Origin of the sequence: Rhizobium pisi, assembly GCF_003938655.1 — a bacterium.
Classification (GTDB): Bacteria; Pseudomonadota; Alphaproteobacteria; order Rhizobiales; family Rhizobiaceae; genus Rhizobium; species Rhizobium pisi.
In genome coordinates, this window is the sequence record NZ_RJJT01000005.1 from 71,464 (window position 1) to 92,158 (window position 20,695).

Annotated in this window: 18 protein-coding genes; 10 read left to right on the top strand and 8 right to left on the bottom strand. The window is 59.9% G+C overall.

The window, feature by feature from the left end:
• The first annotated feature begins 22 nt into the window (after nt 1-22).
• From EFD55_RS08320 to EFD55_RS08340, 5 genes are all read left to right on the top strand, one after another.
• Nucleotides 23-331 carry a hypothetical protein gene (locus tag EFD55_RS08320; RefSeq protein WP_125844219.1) on the top strand — a complete coding sequence of 103 codons (309 nt, stop codon included), beginning with the start codon at nt 23-25 and terminating at the stop codon, nt 329-331.
• Nucleotides 332-371: 40 nt separating this feature from the next.
• Entirely contained in the window at nt 372-2,516 is a 2,145-nt protein-coding gene (locus tag EFD55_RS08325) for a peptidase domain-containing ABC transporter (protein WP_125844221.1), read from the top strand.
• The gene (locus tag EFD55_RS08330) at nt 2,513-3,955 is read left to right on the top strand and encodes an HlyD family type I secretion periplasmic adaptor subunit (RefSeq protein WP_125844223.1); all 1,443 of its coding nucleotides are present in this window, start codon (nt 2,513-2,515) and stop codon (nt 3,953-3,955) included. The genes EFD55_RS08325 and EFD55_RS08330 overlap by 4 nt, the downstream gene beginning before the upstream one ends.
• A gap of 237 nt (nt 3,956-4,192) precedes the next feature.
• On the top strand, nt 4,193-4,942 hold the full coding sequence (locus EFD55_RS08335; RefSeq protein ID WP_125844225.1) for an NYN domain-containing protein: 750 nt from the start codon (nt 4,193-4,195) through the stop codon (nt 4,940-4,942).
• A gap of 255 nt (nt 4,943-5,197) precedes the next feature.
• Nucleotides 5,198-5,638 carry a lipid-binding SYLF domain-containing protein gene (locus EFD55_RS08340; protein ID WP_125844227.1) on the top strand — a complete coding sequence of 147 codons (441 nt, stop codon included), beginning with the start codon at nt 5,198-5,200 and terminating at the stop codon, nt 5,636-5,638.
• A gap of 180 nt (nt 5,639-5,818) precedes the next feature.
• On the opposite strand, the gene EFD55_RS08345 is transcribed toward EFD55_RS08340, so the two are convergent.
• The 4 genes from EFD55_RS08345 to EFD55_RS08360 all read right to left on the bottom strand — a co-directional run bounded on the left by EFD55_RS08345 (nt 5,819) and on the right by EFD55_RS08360 (nt 9,356).
• Nucleotides 5,819-6,610: an SDR family NAD(P)-dependent oxidoreductase gene (locus tag EFD55_RS08345; RefSeq protein ID WP_125844228.1), complete on the bottom strand. Its 792-nt coding sequence runs from the start codon at nt 6,608-6,610 to the stop codon at nt 5,819-5,821.
• A 121-nt stretch (nt 6,611-6,731) separates the two neighbouring features.
• Nucleotides 6,732-7,550 carry a GNAT family N-acetyltransferase gene (locus tag EFD55_RS08350; RefSeq protein ID WP_125844230.1) on the bottom strand — a complete coding sequence of 273 codons (819 nt, stop codon included), beginning with the start codon at nt 7,548-7,550 and terminating at the stop codon, nt 6,732-6,734.
• 106 nt (nt 7,551-7,656) lie between these two features.
• Entirely contained in the window at nt 7,657-8,283 is a 627-nt protein-coding gene (locus tag EFD55_RS08355) for a pyridoxamine 5'-phosphate oxidase family protein (RefSeq protein ID WP_125844232.1), read from the bottom strand.
• Nucleotides 8,284-8,381: 98 nt separating this feature from the next.
• A complete protein-coding gene (locus tag EFD55_RS08360) occupies nt 8,382-9,356 on the bottom strand; it encodes an alpha/beta fold hydrolase (protein ID WP_125844234.1) in 975 nt (324 codons plus the stop codon).
• A 442-nt stretch (nt 9,357-9,798) separates the two neighbouring features.
• On the opposite strand from EFD55_RS08360, the gene EFD55_RS08365 reads away from it, so the two are divergent.
• Both EFD55_RS08365 and EFD55_RS08370 read left to right on the top strand, forming a co-directional pair.
• Entirely contained in the window at nt 9,799-11,706 is a 1,908-nt protein-coding gene (locus EFD55_RS08365; RefSeq protein ID WP_125844236.1) for a PAS domain-containing sensor histidine kinase, read from the top strand.
• On the top strand, nt 11,696-12,319 hold the full coding sequence (locus tag EFD55_RS08370; protein ID WP_125844605.1) for a response regulator transcription factor: 624 nt from the start codon (nt 11,696-11,698) through the stop codon (nt 12,317-12,319). The genes EFD55_RS08365 and EFD55_RS08370 overlap by 11 nt, the downstream gene beginning before the upstream one ends.
• A 170-nt stretch (nt 12,320-12,489) precedes the next feature.
• Here the strand turns inward: EFD55_RS08370 and EFD55_RS08375 are convergent, their stop codons facing one another.
• On the bottom strand, nt 12,490-12,810 hold the full coding sequence (locus EFD55_RS08375; protein WP_125844238.1) for a DoxX family protein: 321 nt from the start codon (nt 12,808-12,810) through the stop codon (nt 12,490-12,492).
• A 1-nt stretch (nt 12,811) separates the two neighbouring features.
• Nucleotides 12,812-13,192, bottom strand: a complete 381-nt coding sequence (locus tag EFD55_RS08380) for a DUF4267 domain-containing protein (RefSeq protein ID WP_125844240.1) — start codon at nt 13,190-13,192, stop codon at nt 12,812-12,814.
• Between the two features lie 119 nt (nt 13,193-13,311).
• On the opposite strand from EFD55_RS08380, the gene EFD55_RS08385 reads away from it, so the two are divergent.
• The gene (locus EFD55_RS08385; protein WP_125844242.1) at nt 13,312-13,923 is read left to right on the top strand and encodes a TetR/AcrR family transcriptional regulator; all 612 of its coding nucleotides are present in this window, start codon (nt 13,312-13,314) and stop codon (nt 13,921-13,923) included.
• 151 nt (nt 13,924-14,074) lie between these two features.
• A complete protein-coding gene (locus tag EFD55_RS08390) occupies nt 14,075-14,992 on the top strand; it encodes a DUF1003 domain-containing protein (RefSeq protein WP_125844244.1) in 918 nt (305 codons plus the stop codon).
• A gap of 134 nt (nt 14,993-15,126) precedes the next feature.
• Here the strand turns inward: EFD55_RS08390 and EFD55_RS08395 are convergent, their stop codons facing one another.
• Entirely contained in the window at nt 15,127-16,389 is a 1,263-nt protein-coding gene (locus EFD55_RS08395) for a DUF3422 domain-containing protein (protein WP_125844245.1), read from the bottom strand.
• A gap of 293 nt (nt 16,390-16,682) precedes the next feature.
• Nucleotides 16,683-17,969, bottom strand: a complete 1,287-nt coding sequence (locus EFD55_RS08400) for an ABC transporter substrate-binding protein (RefSeq protein WP_125844247.1) — start codon at nt 17,967-17,969, stop codon at nt 16,683-16,685.
• 190 nt (nt 17,970-18,159) lie between these two features.
• Between EFD55_RS08400 and EFD55_RS08405 the strand changes: the two genes are divergently transcribed.
• Nucleotides 18,160-20,682, top strand: coding sequence for a hypothetical protein (locus tag EFD55_RS08405; RefSeq protein ID WP_125844249.1), 2,523 nt, complete (start codon nt 18,160-18,162; stop codon nt 20,680-20,682).
• The last annotated feature ends 13 nt before the right edge of the window (nt 20,683-20,695 follow it).

Sequence of the window (20,695 nt, forward strand, 5' to 3'; positions counted from 1 at the left end):
AGATCAACCAAAGGAGAGAACAATGAGCAACGAACTTTATGCTGACGGCATCGGCGAAATCACCATCACCGGCACGATCGTGCGCATCGACCTGATGTCGCTGTCGGCGACCGACCGTGACGCCAACAACAATCCGAAGCCGGTCTTCCGCCAGCGCATCATCATGCCGGTCGACGCCTTCGCCAATGCCGTCGATCTCATGCAGAAGGCGCTTGGCGGCCTGGTCGAGGCGGGTGCGGTTCGCCGGATCGGCGATATGTCGGCTGCCGCGGCCGCCGATATCCAGTCGACGCAGGCCGGCGCTTCGAACGCTTCGCCGAACTTCAACTGATAAACAAATATCGCTTCGGTCGTAATGTTTCGGGTGGGCCATGAGTGGTTTTCTGCATACAAACCTGCACTGTCTTGCGCTCGTCGCACGTCATCACGGCGTCGATCTTTCTCCTGAGCGCTTGCAGCACGATTATGCTGTCGGCAACGATCCCGTTGCCGTGCGGCAACTCTTGCGCATGGCAAAGGATGCGGGGCTGAGGGCCAAGCATCTTGATCTCAACTGGCGAAGCCTGTTCCAGCTCGGCGAGGCCTTCCCGGTGCTTGCCGAACTCACCAACGGCAATTGGGTGGTCATCGCCGGCGCTGTCGGGGAGGGCGAGGACGAAAGGATCCGTGTTCTCGACCCGCTCGCCACCCGCCCGGACGTGATGATGCTGAGCGAGGAGCAGTTCGCCAAGGCCTGGCTCGGCTCGGTGGTTCTGCTGAAGCGCAACTATCGCATGTCGGATGAAGACCGGCCCTTCGGCTTCCGCTGGTTCATCCCTGAGGTCATCAGGCAGCGAAGCTTCTTCCGCGATGTCGCGCTTGCCGCCTTCGTGCTTTACGGCCTGGGGCTGATGACGCCGATCTTCTTCCAGCTCGTCATCGACAAGGTGCTGGTGCATCAGAGCTATGCGACGCTGACGGTTCTGACGATCGGCATTGCGATCGCACTCGTCTTCGACGCGACCTTCAGCTTCCTCAGGCGCTATCTGCTGCTCTACGCCACCAACAGGATCGACATCCGCGTCGCGACCCGCACCTTCGGCCATCTGCTCAACCTGCCGATCGCGCTCTTCGAGCAGGCCTCGGCCGGCGTTCTCGTCAAGCATATGCAGCAGACGGGACGCATCCGCGAATTCCTGACCGGCCGGCTGTTCCTGACGCTTCTCGACGGTGTCTCGCTCTTCGTCTTTGTGCCAATCCTGCTTCTTTACAGTGTGAAGCTGACGCTCGTGGTGCTCGGTTTCGCAGCGCTTGTCGGCCTTGTGGTATTGATGCTCGTCGGGCCTTTCCAGCGCCGCCTGAAGGCGCTCTATCAGGCCGAAGGCGACCGGCAGGCCCTGCTGGTGGAAACCGTGCACGGCATGCGCACCGTCAAATCGCTGGCGCTGGAGCCGCGCCAGCGCAAGGTGTGGGACGATTATTCGGCCCAATCGATCTCGGTGCGTTTCCGTGTCGAGAAGATGTCGACCATCGCCCAGTCGCTCACGGGATTGCTGGAAAAACTGATGAGCGTTGCGATCATCGGCCTCGGCGCGCTCGATGTCTTCAGCGGCGCGATGACGATCGGTGCGCTGGTTGCCTTCAACATGCTCGCCGGCCGCGTCTCGGGGCCGCTCGTGCAGATCGTCACCATGGTGCATGAATATCAGGAAGTGGCGCTCTCCGTGCGCATGCTCGGCGAGATCATGAACCAGCGGCCGGAGCAGGCGGGTCGCGGGCGAGGGGTGCGGCCGCATCTGCAAGGCCGCATCGAATTCGACAAGGTCAGCTTCCGTTATGCGCCTGATGCCGCGCCGGCGCTCGACAATGTCTCCTTCGCCATTCCGGCAGGCTGCGTCTTCGGCGTGGTCGGCAAGAGCGGCTCGGGAAAGACGACGATCACCCGGCTCATCCAGGGGCTCTACCAGAGCCAGGAGGGACTGGTGCGCATGGATGGCTACGACAGCCGCGAGATCGACCTCGTGCATTTGAGAACCAGTATCGGCGTCGTGCTGCAGGATAATTTCCTGTTCCGCGGCTCGGTGCGCGACAACATTGCCGCGGCCAAGCCCGATGCCAGCATCGAGGAGATCATGGAGGTCGCCCGCATCGCCGGCGCCGAAGAGTTCATCGAGCGCCTGCCGCGCGGCTTCGACACGATGCTGGAGGAAAATGCCGCCAACCTCTCGGGCGGCCAGAGGCAGAGGCTTGCCATTGCCCGCGCTTTGATTACCGACCCGAGGCTGCTGATCTTCGATGAGGCCACAAGCGCGCTCGACCCTGACAGCGAGGCGATCATCCGGGACAATCTCAGCCGGATCGCTGCCGGCCGCACCGTCATCATCGTCTCGCACCGGCTTTCGACGCTTGTCGACGCCGATGCCATTCTCGTCATCGATCGCGGCAAGGTCGCCGATATCGGCCGGCATGATCAGCTCGTGTCGCGCTGCATGACCTACCGCCACCTCTGGGCACAGCAGATGAGGCAGGTCGCATGAACGCGCACGTCGGAAAACCCAGCGATAACCTGCCGGTCCCTTCAGGCAAGGGGCCATCGGACAAGGGCCCGGAAAAGGGCAGGGAACTTATCGCCCGCCCGCCGCTGCCGCCGGCAATTGCCGAGTTCCAGTCCGATGCCGTCGAGCTCGAAGAACGCGCGCCGCCGCGTGTTGCCCGCATGACGCTCTATTGCGTCACCGCGCTGCTTGCCGCGGCGATCACCTGGGCCTCGGTCTCCTCCATCGACGAGGTGGTGGTTGCGCCGGGCAAACTCGTCACCACCCAGCCGACCATCGTCGTCCAGCCGCTCGAAACCTCGATCATCCGCACGATCGACGTGAAGGCCGGCGAGGTGGTTCGTGCCGGCCAGACGCTGGCGACGCTCGACGCCACTTTCAGCCAGGCCGATGTCGGGCAGCTGAGGGCGAAGTTTTCCGCCCTCGACGCCCAGGTGAAGCGCCTGGAGGCCGAGCTTACCGGCGAGGATTATTCGAAAATCGCCGGCAACACGCAGGATGAGCAGCTGCAGCTGCAGCTCTTCGACCAGCGGCGGGCCTTCTACACGGCGCAGCTGCAGAATTTCGAACAGCAGATTGCCGGCCAATCGTCTGTGCTTGCGGCAAACCGCAATCAGGAAGCCGTGCTGAACGACCGGCGCGACAACCTTTCGCAGATCGAGGCGACGCGAAAGAAGCTCTATGACTCGGAAAGCGGCTCGCTGCTCACCATGCTCGGCTCGCGCGACGCCCGCCTCGATGTCGAGGCCGATATCACCGCCGTACGCGGCAAGGCCGACGAGGCAGTCCACGCCTATGCGAAACTGCGCGCCGACCGCCAGGCCTTCATCGAGGATTTCCGCCGCGCCGCGATGGAGCAGCTGGTGGATCTGCGCGGCCAGCGCGACATGACCGGCGAAGAACTGAAGAAGATGGAGCTGCGCCGCAACATGGTGGCGCTGACCGCCCCCGCCGATGCCGTCGTGCTCGATCTCGCCCAGCGCTCGGTCGGTTCGGTCGTGCGCGAGGCCGAGCCGGTCGTGACGCTGGTGCCGATCAACGTGCCGCTCGAAGCCGAAGTCTCGATCAACACCCGCGATATCGGCCGCGTGGCGGTCGGCAAGGAAGCCCGCATCAAGCTCGACGCCTATCCCTTCCAGAAGTATGGTACGGCAACAGGCGAAGTGCGAACGATCAGCGAGGACACCTTCCTCACCGGCCAACCGGAACAGACCGCTACCCCGAGCCAGCCATCCGCGCCCTTCTTCAAGGCGCGCATCCTGCTGGCCGATACCAGACTGAATGCTGCCGGAGCGCCGGTAAGATTGCTGCCTGGCATGACCGTGTCGACGGAAATCAAGGTGGGTACCCGCACGGTGATCTCCTATTTCCTCTATCCGCTGCTGCGCGGGCTGGATGATGCGATCCGCGAGCCGAATTGAGGGGGCGCAGGCGAGGTGTAGGCAAGGGGCACGCCTACACCAAGCCAGGGAATGGGGGTGGCGCCAAGGTTCGCGGCGGCCGCCCCCAAACCTATTTGATGCCGGGAGCCCGGTGGGAGCGTGCCCCCTCGTCTCCGGCTTGCATCATTATTCGACAAATAGCGCTCGGCCAATTGCAACCGACTGGGACGTCGGCCATCGTGAATAGATCAAAACGCGTTGCTGCGGAGCTTCTAAATGTCTGAAACGCGTTCGCCACGTCTCGCGGTGCTCATAGATGCTGACAACGCGTCCGCGAAAATTGTCGACGGTCTGTTCGAGGAAATTGCCAAAATTGGCGAGGCGAGCGTGCGACGCATCTATGGCGACTTCGCCAGTACTCGCTCCAAGGCTTGGATCGACGTTCTCGCTCGACACGCGATAATTCCGCAACAACAATTTGCCTACACGACGGGTAAGAACGCCTCCGATATAACGCTCGTCATCGACGCGATGGACCTCCTGCACAGTGGAAGATTTGACGGCTTCTGCTTGGTCTCTTCCGATAGCGACTTCACTCGCTTAGCATCACGCATCCGGGAGCAAGGCATCGACGTTTTCGGATTCGGCGAACAGAAGACACCGGAAAGCTTCCGACAAGCCTGTCGCCGATTCATCTACACCGAAAACTTAGCTCCACCTGTCGCGACAAACGAAGCAGATGCTGTACAGGCAGCGCGCTCACTAGAGCCGCCGAGCGCTGCCACACCGATAATCAAGAGGGTGATTGCGCAGATGGAGACCGAGGATGGATGGGTGCCGCTGGGCGCGGTTGGGACTCGACTTGCGAACCTGGCACCTGACTTCGATCCAAGGACCTTCGGTTTCAAGAAATTGAGCGATCTGGTGAAGAAGACAAATTCGTTCGAGGTGGATCATGCTGAAGGACGTCCCGTTCGTATTCGTCTCAAGCCTCCGGCCAAGAAACCTTTGAAATCGACGATCTAAGCCGTAGCAGATGATTGCGTGAGGGCTGAAAAGCGCCCCATGTTGGGCCTGAGTCAGCCGGGCGTTGGCTGCCACCGGCTCTGCCACCGAGACTATGTTTGCCACCCGCCTCGTTTCGTGGTGGCCTTCTCGCAGCCGGATTCTGGCCGCGTGCTTGGAACTAATGACGGGCGAGAATGTTTCAGCAGTAACTTTGGCCTGACGCTTACGTGCCCTCCTGGCTGGGTAAGCCTCGATTTTGAGGAGACTCGCATCATGAAGATTTCGTCGAGATTTCGTTCGGTCGCGGCCGCGGTTATCGCTGCAGCAGGAATCAGCTTTGCCGGCGCCGCGCATGCCGACAGCGGTACGATCAGCTTCTCAGTCTACAAGGCTGCCTTCTTTGTCGGTGGTTCTGGAGGCGAGGGCACGCTGACCTTCCATGGTCGCCGCTATCCCGTCTCTGTCGGCGGCATCTCGGGCGGCCTCGCCTTCGGGGCTTCTAAGACCTATTTCCATGGTACCGTTCACCACATTCGCCGCGCCCGAGACGTGACGGGGGTCTACGGTGCGGCGGGCGGTGGCGGCGCCGTCGGCAAAGGCGCCCAGGTGATCGTCATGACCAATGAAAAGGGCGCCCAACTCGAGCTCTCAGGCAAGCAGGTAGGCCTGCAAGTCAACGCCGATCTCAGCGGTATTGCCATCACGGTGAAGTAAGGGCCGTCGTCCCTTCAGTCCGGCCCACTACGCTTTCAGTGCTACCATCCAGGAAGCGGCCGTTCCACTGTCGACCGCCTCTGTACTGCGCCCATCCACGAGCCGATGGTGGGCATGGTCGATGAGGCGATCGGAAGGCTCCGCCCTCTGAACAACTGGCAGGTGAGGTGAGGGATCACCTCAGAGCGTGTCGATCAATCCTCCGTCCACGCGCATGGAAGCTCCGGTCGTCGCGGATGCCAAAGGCGACGCCAGATAGGTTACGAGGTTGGCGATTTCCTCGACGCTTGCAGCTCGTTGGATGATCGAACTGCCACGATGCTTCTTGACGAAGTCCGCCGCGACCTCCTCGATCGGCTTGCCCGTCTTCGCACGCTCTTCGGCAAGCATTGCCTCGACGCCTTCGGAGAGTGTCGGGCCGGGGAGAACCGAGTTCACGGTAACGCCCGTACCAGCCATGCGCTTGGCGAGCCCACGGGCAACCGCAATATCGGCGGTCTTGCTAACGCCGTAATGAATCATCTCCACCGGAATGTTAAAGCCGGATTCCGATGCGATGAAGATGACGCGACCCCAGCCAACGTTCTGCATGCCCGGAAGGTAGGCACGCGAAAGCCTGACGGCCGACATGACGTTTACCTGCCAATGGCGATCCCACACCTCGTCGCTGGCCTCGAAAAAGTCGAGCGGCTGGAAGATGCCCGCATTGTTGATCAGGATATCGACATGAGGAACCTTGGCGACGAGAGCGCCACACCCTTCAGCGGTTGCGACATCGGCTGCGACGGCGGCTACGGTGCCCTCGGCACCTTCGCCTTTCAGGCGTTCGGCGGCCTTTGCGGTCTTTTCTTCAGACCGCCCGTTGATCACCACGTCCGCGCCAGCCCTCGCGAGCTGGCGGGCGATCGCGTAGCCGATGCCTTCGGTAGATCCGGTAATCAGAGCGGTCTTGCCTGCGAGGTCGATCTGCATCTGTTGCTCCTTCTGAGGTTGGATCAGAGAAACGTATGACCTGGCGGACGGTCTCGCAACAGCCCACGACGTCGATGATCCTTTCGGGCTCGAGTCGCAGACCCAAGGTGTCTGACGTCCCTTATGGGCCGTCCGGAAACCGGTAATTCATTCTCGTATAAATCTGCTCGAATCCTGCCACGATGAGATTGGCGTAAGAGATATTCGGCTCATCGGCCGAAGGCTGGGCGGTTTCGACGACGAATGTGTGCGCGCCCTGACCGGTACCTTGGTTCAGACGCGCGGTAATGAGTGCCTTCTGTGCCCCTCGATTGCGAAAGTCGGGAACGGTCGCGCCACCGCCAAGCCACGCAAAGCCGTCTGCCGCATACATCGCGCCGGTCGCAATCGGCCTGCCGTCCAATTCCGCGAAAAAGCAGCTCCAACCGCCCTTCCCGACGATCGCTGACCAAAGCGGTGTCAGGTTTGCCGGAAAGTTAAATCCGGCGCACATCATCGAGCCGAAGATTTCGGCTTCGGTGACTTTGACCTGCCGGGTAGCGACCTCTCCAGAATGGATGAGTGGCGTAGAAGGCGCTGTTCGCCGTAGCTTTGCCCATCCGTTACCTTGTGGAACAAGGCCCCGTTTCCTTGTCCAATCGTGTGTCTGTTGAGGTGCGGTGGCAGCGTTCATTTGTAAGTAGCGGCGGCCTGCCTTTTTGCTCATCCATTCATAGGCCGTGTCGAGATCTTCAAGTGCTACAATGCCGAGCACACGATTGAGACCGATGGCGGGCGCGCTGGGTAGCGATATTGCGCAACCTGCAGCTAATTGCATGCAGCGAAACTCAGCCTGGTCGACGAGCGTCTGGGGCGCGATCATGAACAGGTCGACAAAAGCCTTCGCTTCGATGATATCTTCTTCCGGCACCGTTTGGCGCGATGCTGACGGGCGATTCATGGGAGTGTCCTTAACTATCAACAAGCCAAACAGACTTCACCCCAGCGAAGTCAGCAACGGAGGATGCAGGCTGAGGTTGCAAGCGCGGGCGGCAATGGGGGCTCCATTATTTTCCTCCCATGGCCTCGAGCCGAGTACGCAATTGTGCATTCTCCAGCTCCAATTCGGCCAAGCGTTCCCGCAACGGTGCTACCGCTTTCTCGACCTCGTGTTCGGTGTAACGCGGTGTGATATGTTGAGGGCAGTTCCAATCGAAGGCTTTCAGCCGCAGCCGGAAAATCCGTTCTGCCTTTGCTCGGTAGCCGGCGTCGAAAACAAGGTCGGTCAGTGCCGGGTCGGCATCGAGTGTCAGCTTCTCGACATGCATATATATCTTGAGGCGTGCTCGTCGTGGGTAATCCACCAGAAAGAGACAGGCCCGGTCATTTGCGGCAAAGTTTCCGGTACTGATATATTGGCGGTTGCCCCTGTAGTCGGCAAAAGCCAGCGTTTTCTTGTCGACGATTTTCAGAAAGCCCTTTGGCCCACCGCGATGCTGAACATATGGCCAGCCGGTTTCCGACACAGAGGCAATGTAGAAGCTGTCCCGTGCGGAGATGAAAGCCAGTTCGCTGTCGGTGAAGTTGTCGGATTCTCGATGGTGGTCGCCTAACCAAATCTGATCGGCACCCATTTCAGCTTGTGCAAGCCGTACATTCGGCGTGATTGCAACTTCCAAAAAATGGTACGGCATGGGGATCTCCAAAATCTGGAATTTAGTAACCGCTGTTCAGCGGTGCGACCTCGGCTTGGCGGAACCTTGGTCGCACCGCCGGTGACCATGCCTGATGGTCACTTCTTTGCGACGTTGCGATCCAGGAAGTCGTTGATTAGCGGAGCAGCCACGTCCAGCTTTTCTTCGAGCAGGAAGTGACCTGAGTTCAGGATATGAATTTCGGCATCCGGAAGATCCTTGAGATAAGGATGAGCGCCGGCCTCGGGAAAGATATAATCGTTCTTGCCCCAGACGATGAGCGTGGGCGGTTTGCGTTCGCGAAAGAAACTTTGGAACGCAGGGTAAAGCGGCACGTTGGTGCGATAATCATACAGCATATCGAGCTGGATATCCTTATTGCCCGGCCGGTCCAGAAGCGCCTGGTCGTGAACCCAGTTGTCAGGGCTGATGCGCGACACGTCTTCCATGCCATCGGTATACTGGAACTTGGTCGTTTCGAGCGTGACCAGACCGGAGAGCGCCTCACGGCTCTTCTCTGACCCATCGGACCAGTAGGTCTTGATGGGATCCCAAAATTCCTTCAGCCCTTCATCATAGGCGTTGCCATTTTGGATGATCAGCGCACTGACCCGTTCCGGATGTTTCAGCGCCACGCGGTAGCCCACCGGTGCACCATAATCCATGACGTACATCGCGTAGCTTTTGACCGCCAATTGATTCAGTAACTTGTCGACGATATCGGCGACGCCGCTAAACGTGTAGGCAAACTTGCTACGATCGGGGGATTCGCTTTGCCCGTAACCCGGATAGTCCGGCGCAATGACGTGGTATCGGTCTGCAAGAAGCGGGATCAGACTCCGGAACATGTGGGAGGATGTCGGAAAACCATGGAGTAGCAGCACGACCGGAGCGTCGACCGGACCGGCTTCCCGGTAGAAGATATCGAGGCCCTCGATCTTCGCAGTTCGGTAGTGGATGGGAACCGGAGCCTCGCGAACGTCCGTCGTGGCGTGCGCGGGAAGCGCGCTTACCATTGTTGCCGCGGTCATGCTGGCTGTCGCCAACATCAGGCACATAATCAAACTACGCATAATAGTCTCCCCATAAGTCGAGATGAAACGAAAATTGGTTTCGAGTGAGGGCTGCTTTGGGCCGTTCAGACCGAGCAAACGCCGTCGCGATAAACAACGTCACCGGAGGCTGTTGCGTCAGGTCAGGAAATGGCAGTGATGTAGAATTTCAATGCACGTTCGATGTGACGGCGAGGACGGACCTGCCGACGTCGCCATTCATCAAGGGCCTCTTTGTGTAGGAGTAAGCGGGTTTCTGATCGCTCTCAATTGCGATCTAGGTCACGTGCAACTAGACGATGGCATTGCAACCATAGACCTTCGTATATCGATTCATCCTTACGCAACGCCTGGAAATCCCGTAACTATTTCCGGCGGACGATCGGCCATCCTTCTCTATTTCCTGACATTGAGTCGGAACTTCCAGGCTGCGGAACGTCTCAAACTCTGAACGGAGAGTGCGGTGGAACGAGAGCCGGAAACCGATCCCATTATTGATCTGATCCCCGCCATGGTGTGGTCCGCAACGTCGGAAGGCATGCTCGATTTTGCCAACCAGCACTTTCTCGAGTTTATCGGGGCGCCGCTTGAGGAAATCTCTGGAGTGGGATTCTATAAGCTATTTCATCCTGACGACACGTCACATCTTGCTTCGGAATGGCATGACATCATGGCCTCGAAGCATGCCAGAGAGGTCGTGGGCAGGCTGAGGCGCGCAGATGGCCAATATCGTTGGTGCACGCTTCGGCAGAAGCCGCGGCTCGATGCCGAAGGAACCGTCTTGAGATGGTATGGTGTGGTCCTCGATATCGAAGACCGCAAACAGGCCGAAAACGCATTGAAGGAAACGAAGACTGCACTTGCGGCCAGCGAGCAGAACCTTAGCCTTATCATCAATTCGCTGCCTGTTCTCGTATGGTCAGCCCGACCGGATGGCAGCGCCGATTTTGTCAATAAAAGCTGGCTGGACTATGCAGGCCGTCCTGCTGACCAAATTCTCGACTGGGGCTTCCTGGAGCTTTATCACCCAGACGATATTGCCGGTATGGTGGACATCTGGAAGAGAGACCTTGAGCATTCCGACCACACTGTTTTGAAAGGACGCATTCGCGGAGCAGACGGTAAATACCGTTGGTTTTACTTTTCAGGGCGAAAGCTAGTCGATGCCACCGGCGTCGTTCGTTGGTTTGGTGTCAACATCGATATCGAAGACCTGCAACGTGCGGAGAATGCTCTTCGGGAAAGCGAAGCTGCGCTCAGGGAGAGTGAACACAAGCTCAGTCTTATTATCAACACGATACCCGCCATGGCTTGGTCCTGCACCTCGGATGGCCGGCTTGAATATTTTAATCGAAACTTGATCGATTATGTCGGTCTACCTTTTGAAGAGATCGTCGGTTTCGGTTTTTATCGCATGTTTCATCCTGATGATGTCGAGCCGATGCGTGTGGTCTGGGACGATATCGTAGCCTCAAAAAAAAGCCGCCCGGTAGACGCCCGTATCAGACGCGCCGATGGCGAATATCGGTGGTTTAACCTTCGACAAAGTCCCCTTCTGGATTCAGATGGAAATGTTGTGAGATGGTACGGCGTCGTCGTGGATATCGAGGATCGTAAACGGGCGGAAGAGTCGTTGCGGCAAAGCCAGAGTGACCTCGCGCATGTGACCCGGATGACGGCCACAGGTGAACTTGCCGTTTCGATTGCCCATGAAGTCAACCAGCCGCTGATGGCAATCGTCACGAATGCCGGAACATGTCTGCGCTGGTTACAGCCGGGTCACATCGATCTGGAGCGGGCGCGTCTGGCAGCCGAAAGTATCGTCAGGGACGGACACCGCGCGGGCGACATTATCGCCAGCATCCGGTCAATGGCTCAGAAGTTGCCTGCTAAAATTGAGAAAACTGACTTCAAACCCGCCGTGCGTGAGGTGCTGAATCTGTTGACCGGCGAACTTCAAAGGCGCGGGATAGAGGTTGGTCTCGAAATGGCAGAACACCCTATCGAAGTTGTTGGAGATAGGACGCAACTGCAACAGGTTGTTCTCAACTTGGTCATGAACAGCGCCGAAGCGATGACAGCTTCTTCAATAGCAAAACGCATCAACATCAGATGCGCTGTGGAGGAGCAGCTTGTCCGCGTGAGTGTTTCAGACACGGGGCGTGGGGTCCCGATCGGTGAGCTGGACCGGATTTTCGAAGCATTCTACAGCACGAAGGCCGACGGTATCGGAATGGGCTTATCGATATGCCGTTCAATCGTCGAAGCGCATGGTGGTCGTATTTGGGCTTCAGTGGGGGAGAGCAGCGTCGGGGGCCTGTTTACGTTCACCTTGCCAATGGCGGAGGGCGCTGTTGTCCATGATAGATAATCGCAAGAGAGGCCGGCCGACAGTCATCATCATCGATGACGACCAAAGTGTCCGCGAAGCTCTGAGAGGATTGTTCGAATCTGTCGGACTTGTCGCTGAAACTCATGGCTCGGTGGCAGAGTTTCTTACAGCGGATGACCATGATCGTGCAGGCTGCATCGTCCTGGATATTCGCTTGCCGGGCCAGAGCGGCCTGGAGTTTCAAGAGGAGCTCGCAAAAGGCCGGCACCCAAGGTCTGTGGTGCTGATCAGCGCTCATGTCGATGTGGCGATGGCTGTCCGCGCCATGAAGGCCGGAGCTATCGATGTCCTGACCAAGCCAGTGCGGGAGCAGGACCTACTCGAAGCAGTGAACCGCGCTTTGGCAAGTGATAGCGCTCGACGCGAAGAGGCAAACCAATCGGCTGCATTGCGCCAAAGATATTCCAAACTTACCGAGCGTGAGCGGCAGATTATGACATTGGTTGTCGCCGGGAAGCTGAACAAACAAATTGCGGCCGAGGTTCAACTCGCTGAGGCCACAGTGAAGCTTCACCGCGGTCACATGATGCGGAAAATGCACGCTTCGTCGGTTGCAGACTTGGTCAGGATCGCGGGCATTCTGGAGGGCTGAAAGCAGCTATTTGGAGGAAACGTGGTTCGATCCCTTGCAAGAGCTGAGGGTGCTACATCGGCAGATGGTGATTGAGCCTTTTGCCTGTGTGCCACAATCCCGACCTGAAAACTCCGCGCTTCGATCTGAACGTCTTCTACTACCGCCCCCAAAGCGGACAAGCGCCTTGCTCAAGATGAAATCGTGGCAAGAGCGATCAGGCTGACGAAGACACTCAGCGGCGGAAGGTGCTGATAGTCGCGGTGGCGCAGGACGGTGAATATCGCGGCTGCGATGACGACTGCCCCAAGCGCCAGGCCAGGAATGCGGCTGACGGGAATGGCGATCAGGGCGGCGCTCGATATTTCAAGTCCGCCCGTCAAGATACCCCACCAGCGCGGATAGCCCCACCGGGCAAAATCGCTTCGCGTGCCTGATGTGCCGATCGCATTGACGATCCCCGCGCATGACAATGCGACGCCTAAGAACCAGAGTGAAAGAATGTGTACCATCTCAATGCGCAGCTGTGATCATCGGAATGGCAGCCAGGAGCATGATTGCAGCCGTGAGGCCATGAATGCCGAAGGCGCTCTTCGCGGAGCCTTTCGCCGCGAGAATGACCAGCATGTCGCCGACAGGGATCATTGCCTCGACCAGCAGGATGATGCCGATCTCGCGTTGGGCACCCCACAGCATGAATGCAAGCAGGAGCAATCCCGCCACGATGTCGCGAACGCCCTTGAGGCGAAGCCACCAGGGGATAGCAGGGTCATCTCCAGGAAGCGGCAGGCCAAAACTGCGCACCATAGTCGTCGGGCTAGCAATATAGCCGGTGCCGATCGCGATAATTGCGAGGGCCACAAGCAGTCCGATCCCATTGAGAAGCCAATCCATCACGCCATCCTTCTAGCGGTTTCAAATAATCTAGCGGTGCTAGGTTTATCCTAGCATTGCTAGATATTCAAGCCGTGATATGATTCCGATATTGCGGAGCAGAGGCACGGAGGTAGGGAATGGGTATCGCAGAGCGAAAAAGCCGGGAACGCGCCGATCGCGAAGATCGTATCGTCGCGGCAGCCCGTGCAATTGCGGAGAGCGAGGGATGGGATGCCGTCACGATCCGCCGTCTGGCCAAGGAGATCGAATACAGCCAGCCGGTCCTCTATTCACATTTCGAAAACAGGGACGCCATCGTAGCAGCAGTCGCAGTCGAGGGTTTCGAGGAGCTCACGGCCGTTCTTCGGGCGGCGGTGGATCGGGCGAACAGCCGACGAGATGCCCTCACGGATGTCGCCACGGCCTATTTCGCCTTCGCGCATAGCCGCCCGTCGCTCTATGAGGCTATGTTTATCCTCCCGACCCAATTGCGGTTCGCCGAGGCTGACACGCGAGCGGAACTTCGGGCCGGTTTTGAGGTGCTGGCAACAGCGGTATCTCCGTTCTGCGCCAATGCAGAGATCGTGACCGAGACCTTCTGGGCAGCCCTGCACGGACTTGCCGAGCTAGAACGGTCGGGCCGCGTTCGGCCCGGCATGCGTGACGAACGCATTGCGCTCGTCGTCCGAGCGATCGTGGATGCAGGAGGCAACCCGCCCGGGCCCGGCTCGCATCGCCCCGCCGAATGACCTTCTTGTGCCGTGGGACCGCAGTTGGCCGCACGCGCAGAGCGGCTGCGCTACACACTATCGCGCCTGCATCATTACGGCAAGATTGATGTCACAATCCTGTTGGAATTGATGGCTAGACGGGCGAAAAATCGGCAGCGAGGATCAGCAGATGGCAGAAGGGAAACCCCTGGATTTAACAGGAGAAATCGTCGACTTCGACGCCGGGCACGGGGAGGCTGCCACCGTCGAGATGGACGACTATTCCAAGAGCCTGGCTCAGGCCAAGGCAAAGTCGGTCAAGCTGGTGGACGCGATCACTGGCGCGGCACTGAAGAAGAAGGACGCCTTCCATTTTGACGATTTGCGCCCTTCGCTTGCGGATTTCGTGCGGCAGAAACACCCCGGCATCCGCTCGGACGACTATATCAGTCGTAAATTGGTCGATGACTATCGCGGCCAATACATCGCCGAATTGCTGCGCGACGAACGCGGTGAACTCTCGAACCTCGAGGACGAAGTCGTCGAGAGCCTGAAGACCCACGACACGCTCGCCGAAAACATCGAAGAGGATTACGAGGAACGCCGTTCGCTCGGCGATCGTGTCGCCGATGTCGTCGCGACCTTCGGCGGAAGCTGGACCTTCATCATCTCCTTCTGCTTCTTCCTCGCCGTCTGGATGGGGATCAACCTGCTGCTGGGCGAGAAGGCTGCCTTCGACGTCTATCCCTTCATCCTGCTGAACCTTATCCTTTCGACCATTGCCGCCCTGCAGGCGCCGATCATCATGATGAGCCAGCGCCGCCAGGAAGCAAAGGATCGGTTGCGGGCGCTCAACGACTATAAGGTCAATCTCAAGGCCGAGCTGGAAATCCGCCACCTGCATGAAAAGGTCGATCACCTGCTGAACCGGCAGTGGGAACGGCTGACCGAGATCCAGCAGATCCAGATCGAAATGATGCTGGAACAGGCCAAGGCCGCCAATCGAGCGCTGAAGTTGAGCAAGGCGCAAAAATCCAAGACCAACGCGCTCAAGAGCCTCTTCAGCACCAAGCCCACGGCGGAGGAGACCGACGAAAAGGGGGAATAGCCGGTCCAGCCGGTTCGGTGATCACCATAAATTGCCGTCCATGACGCGCACGGGGTTCGGCCCGGCCTTGTTCCAGGTCTCGCGGATTTCCTTTCCGGCGAAAGGGAATTTTCGCTTCACCACGCCTCTCAGCGTCAGTGGCTTCCGGATACCGGGCTGTGCGGTGCGCTGGCAATGCTTCTGCGGACATGTCGAACGGCGGTCCAAACGGCAAAGAGCACGAGCGGGATGGCTGCGAGCACGGCGAGTTTGGCCATATGCGGATCGACGCCCAGTTCGGAAATGCTTTCGAGGCAGATCTTGGCGAGGCCGACGGTGTAATAGGTGATGGCGATGACGGAAAAGCCTTCGACCGCCTGCTGGATATGCACCTGGATGCGCGCCCGCTCCTCCATCGAGGTCAGCAGCGAGGCGTTCTGATCCTCGAGCTGAACCTGCACGGTGGTTCTCAGGAGGTCGCCGGCGAGGCTGACCCGTTCGGCGAGTTCATCGAGACGGCGTTCGGCGGCGCGCACCGAGCGTACGGCCGGCTGGAACCGCCGGTCGATGAAGGTGCCGATCCGCTGGCGTTGCTCGGCGCGTTCCTCGCGCAGCTCCGACAGCCGGCTGGCGACGATCTCGGCATAGGCCTTCGTCGCCCCGAAACGGTGGCGGGCAAGGGCGGAGAAGTTAAGGACATCGGAGGAAAGCCTGGTCACTTCGGAAAGCAGCGCCTTGTCGACTTTGACGGCGCTCTGCATGTGCGCGATCAGGAGATCGAGGCGCCGGTCGAAGGCCGAGAGCTGCGAGAGCGTCTCGCGCGCCATCGGCATCGCGAGCAGAGACATCATCCTGTATGTCTCGATCTCCAGGAAACGCCGGACCATGCGGCCGGTGCGATAGGCGTTGAGGTTGCGGTTGAAGAACAGGAATTCGACGAAACCGCTGTCGCTCAGCCGGAAGTTCGAATGCACTTCGGCATCGCCGCCGCCGACCTTGGAGGCGACATAATCGAGCTTGGGTTTCTCGAGCGCCTGCCCGTCCTTTTCGTCGCGCACCAGCACCCGGACGGCGGCGATCACCTTTCCGTCGATCCTGTCGCAGCAGGCCTGAAAGGCCTCGGGCGGATGGCTGCCGGGGGCTGAGACTGCTGATGTGACGAAGGTGAGGGTGAGGAACTCGGTATGCGCCTCCCACTTCAGCCGGCCATCGCCGAAGCGGCCGATGCCGTGATTGCCCTCGGTGGTGGTGGAGACATCCTCCAGTCCCGGCAGGAACTGCGGCATTGCAGGAGGGGCGTTGTCACCGACGATCGCGACATGCCAGACATCGGTGTCGCCATCGAAATAAAGCGACGGCCGCGCGTGCAGCTCGTTGTGAAGTTCCCTTCGCAGCGGATGCTCGGAGCCCATCGGCATGGAAATGCACCTCTGTACGGTAGACGGTCGCTGGACGTGGCCGGGCCTGCCGGCATTTGAACTGATCACGACGCCTATAGCCTCTCCCGCGGCGCGTGTCACGACGACTTCTCCGCCAGAGTGAAAGACCGCCTGAATATACTTGATCGGGCAGTAATTCCGGCAAAATTGCTCGACCGTTCAGAGGGAGCGCCAGGCAGTGAGGCTTTCGAGCAGCACGTGCCTGGACAAAAAAAACGATCAGCCACGGCCCGTTGCGAGGTCGTGGCTGATGCAGCGCGCAATCTGTGGGGTTATTTGTTGGCGGTGAGCGCCACGTTGATCTTGTCGACGTCTGCGCTCATCGCCTTGAAGGTGTCTTCGAGGGAGAGCTCGCCGACGATCAGCTGGCTCATGCGCTGGACGATCAGCTGATACATGGCCCCAGATCCCTTGAGGCGTTCCAGGTCGCGGGCGGCCTGCGGCGCGCTGTCGCGGGCTGCGAGGAAGACGGCCATGGCGTCCTTGGCGTTCTTGCTGGTCAGCTTGTACTGCGGATCCTTGATGTTGGCGCCGGTCAGGATCACGTAGTTTTCGGCGATCTCACGCTGGACCTTTTCAGAGCCGAGGAACTCGATGAACGAGGCGACGGCCTGCGGATACTTGGTGCGCTTGAAACCGACGATCGCCGTGCCGCCCGGCATCGCGTAGCAGCCGGCATCCCCGCAAGGCGCGCTGATTGCCGTCCAGTCGAAGCCGTCGCCGATCTTCTGCTGGAACGGATTGACCATCCAGTTGCCGGCGATATAGGTCACGACATTGCCGTTGACGAACTCGTCACCCATGTTCTTGTATTGGGTTCCGCCGGCAGCGCCCCACATTTCCTTGGGGAAAGAGCCGTCCTTCGTCCAGTTGTAGAGATCGGTGATGTAGCGCTTGGCGGCATCGTCGGGGAACTGGAACTTGCCGTCCTTGACGTAGTTGGAACCGTAGGAGAAGGCAGCACCCGAGAAGCGGTGGCCCGAACGGTCCATCGTGAAGGGGATCTGGGCGCCCGTCGCCTTGGCGACGCGGGCGGAAGCTTCGACGATCTCCTTCAGCGTGGCGGTCGGCTTCGGGAGCGGTTCCTTGGCCTGTTCGAAGAGCGTCTTGTTGACGAACGGCAGGTTGAAGGTCTGCGAGGCGACATAGCCGTTGATCGAATTCGGATCGTTGACGCCGGGGAAGCGAAGCGTGTTCAGGCTGTCGCCGTGCAGCTTGGCGAAACCGTCCGGATCCTTCATCAGCGGGCGCATGTCGAGGTAATAGGGCGCCAGCTGCCAGTCGGTGATCTTGGCGATGTCGGGGCCTTCGCCGATGGCGAGCTGCACCGGCAGCTGCTTGGCGACGGCATCATAGCCCGACGAGACGAAATTCACCTTGATGTCGGGATGCGCCGTCTCGAATTCCTTGCTCAGCGCTTCCATCCGTTCGACGTAAGCCTGGTCGTCGTCGGTGAAGAGAAAGGTGATCGTCTGGGTTTCCGCCATGGCCACGCTGGACCATGCGAAAGAAACGGTGGCCAGCGCCAGTGCGAGAGCCCCTGAGAGATAGGTTTTCATTTTCATCCTCCCATGAAAACATTTTCATCAATCGCGGCCTCAGCCATCGATAAACGAATTTCATATACTTGACATTCCTGCCGTCAAGCTATTTTCTACGGCAATCGCGATGTTTTTGAGCAATTTTCAAAGCGACGCAGTGAAATAAAGTAATGAAAATATTTGCATATGATTGCGGAGGAGGCGATCTGTGCAGACGGAAAGCGTCAAGCAGCCGGACGACATGGCGCCAGCCTATGGCGTCGCCAAGGGTCAGACGATAACGGCATGGGCCGTGTCCGGTCTCATCGCCAATTATTTTCCCGGCGAGCCGGCCCCGGCCGAAGATCGCGTGAACTATCGCTTCATCAATGGTTTCGTCGATGTCGGCGACCTGCCCTGCCGCAAGGCCTTCTGGTCGACCATGGTTGGGCGGCCGCTTCTGCCCGACACATCCTGGCCGACAGAAAGCCTCTATCTTCCCGGCTCGAACCGCCGCGTCGAATTCACCAGCTTCTGGCATGTGCCGACGCATGTCAGGAAATGGCTGAAGGGCACGTTCAGGACCGAGGCCCCACGCACGCTCGATCTCGCGCTCAAGACCTGCGGCGGGGTTCGCATATGGGTCAACGGCCGGGAAGCGGTGTGCTTCGAGCCGTTTAGGCGCAACGTCGAGAGCGCAACCCGAATACGCCTGGCGCTCGAAGCCGGGGACAACGAGATTCTCGTCCACACCGAAGACCTTGCCGAGCGCGACACGACCTGGTTCTTCGAACTCGAAATGCTGGACGAGGAGCCGCTTTCGGTGCTGCTGCCGGTATCGCTCGACCAGGACGAGGTCCGTGAACTGGAGGCCCTGTCGCGCGGCGTGCGGCCAGTGCGCGATGTCTTCGTCAATCAGCCGCTGGAGATCATTTTCGACACGGCGCCCGCGCGCGACCTGCCTGTGGAACTCAAGGTCGTCGGCCATGGTCACGAACGGCCCATCCTCGCCCATGCGAAACTGACCCTGCGCGCCCATCAGGACCGCCTGACCGTCGATGACGTCTGCGGCATTGCCGACGGTTATCACGGTATCCACATGACGATCGGTTCCGGCCCCGGTTCGGTCACGCGCGTCATTGACGCGGCCTTCATGAGCAGCGTTTCTCCATTGCCGGCCGAGGCGTCGCTTGCCGCCCGCAAGCGGCAGGCGCTGGAATACAGCGCCCACTTCGGCGCCAACCGCGCCGGGCGCCTCATCGCGATGATGGAAACCGACTATAGCGACCGGGAAAGTTTCGACCGCATCGTCGATGCGACGCTCGCCTCCATCGACGCGCGGGAAGATTGCTCTGACTTCATCATGGTGCCGCTCCTGTGGCTGCTCGGCGCCTATGGCGACCGGATGCCCGAGGCCACGGTCGATCGCATCCGCCGTTCCGTTCTCTCCTACCGCTACTGGGTCGACGAGCCGGGTAACGACGCGATGTGGTTCTGGAGCGAGAACCACGTGCTCTGCTTCCATACGAGCCAGCTTCTGGCCGGGCTTCTCCTGCCCGACGAGGTCTTTTCAGCCTCCGGCAGGACGGGACGGCAGCAGGCCGAACTCGCCGTCGAGCGTCTCGGGCGCTGGTTCGACAGCGTCGAAGCCCATGGGCTGGCGGAATGGAACTCGGCCGCCTACTACCCGATCGATTTCATCGGCCTCTTGGCGCTGGAACGCTGGGCAGAGAGCGGGATCGCCGATCGGGCGCGCGGCCAGATCGATCTCATCTTCCGCATGATCGCCCTTCACACGCTCGCCGGCGTGCCGGCGGGATCGCAGGGGCGCGCTTACGACAAGGAACTGCGCGCCGGTCCGCTGACCGAGCTGGCGCCCTTCGCCCAGGTCGCCTTCGGAACCGGCTTCCTCAACAACGGCGTGGCTGCTTTGACCATGTTCTGCGCCGGCGGTTACGAGCCGCCCGCCGATCTCGCCGGGCTTGCCGCACTTCCGCGAGGACGAAACGTCGAGGCGCGCTACAGCCAGGGGCTCGAGAGCGGGAAGCTCGTGCTGTTCAAGAACGAGGCAGCCCAGCTTTCGACGGTGGTGGATCACAAGACCGGCCAGAAGGGACACCAGCAGCACGTCCTCGATGTCAGGCTGGCCGGCCACCCGATGGCGCGGCTCTGGGTCAACCATCCCGGTGAAGACGATCCCTGGGGCAATCAAAGACCGTCCTATTGGGCCGGCAACGGCATTCTGCCGCGCGTCGCCCAGCATCGCGACGTCGCTCTCTTGATCGAAGATACGGGTGATGCGCGGCATGCATGGACGCACGCCTATGTCGGCCGCGACGGCCTCGACGATCTCATCATTGAAGACAAGTGGCTGATTGCGCGATCGGGCAGGGGATTTTCGGCCCTTTGGGCGTCGAACGGGCTGGAGCTGATCACCGACGGCCCGACCGCCGGGCGCGAGGCGCGCTCCTACGGGGCGCTCTGCGGCTGGGCTGCAATCATCGGCTGCGGCAATGGCGACGCCTTCAAGGCCTTCATCGAGCGCCTGTGCCAGACGGCGGTTTCCTTCGATCCCGCGCATCGGCGTCTCTCCCTGACACCGCCGGGCGGCCCGGCGATGTCTCTCTCCTATGCCGACGGTCTTTCGATCGGCGGCACGGCCCGGCCGTTCACGCACGATCAGCCGCATCCGATCCTCACCCACGACAGTGCGGCATCCGGCGCCGGCACTGACGGGCCTTTCTACTCCTGAAACATAGGTCTCC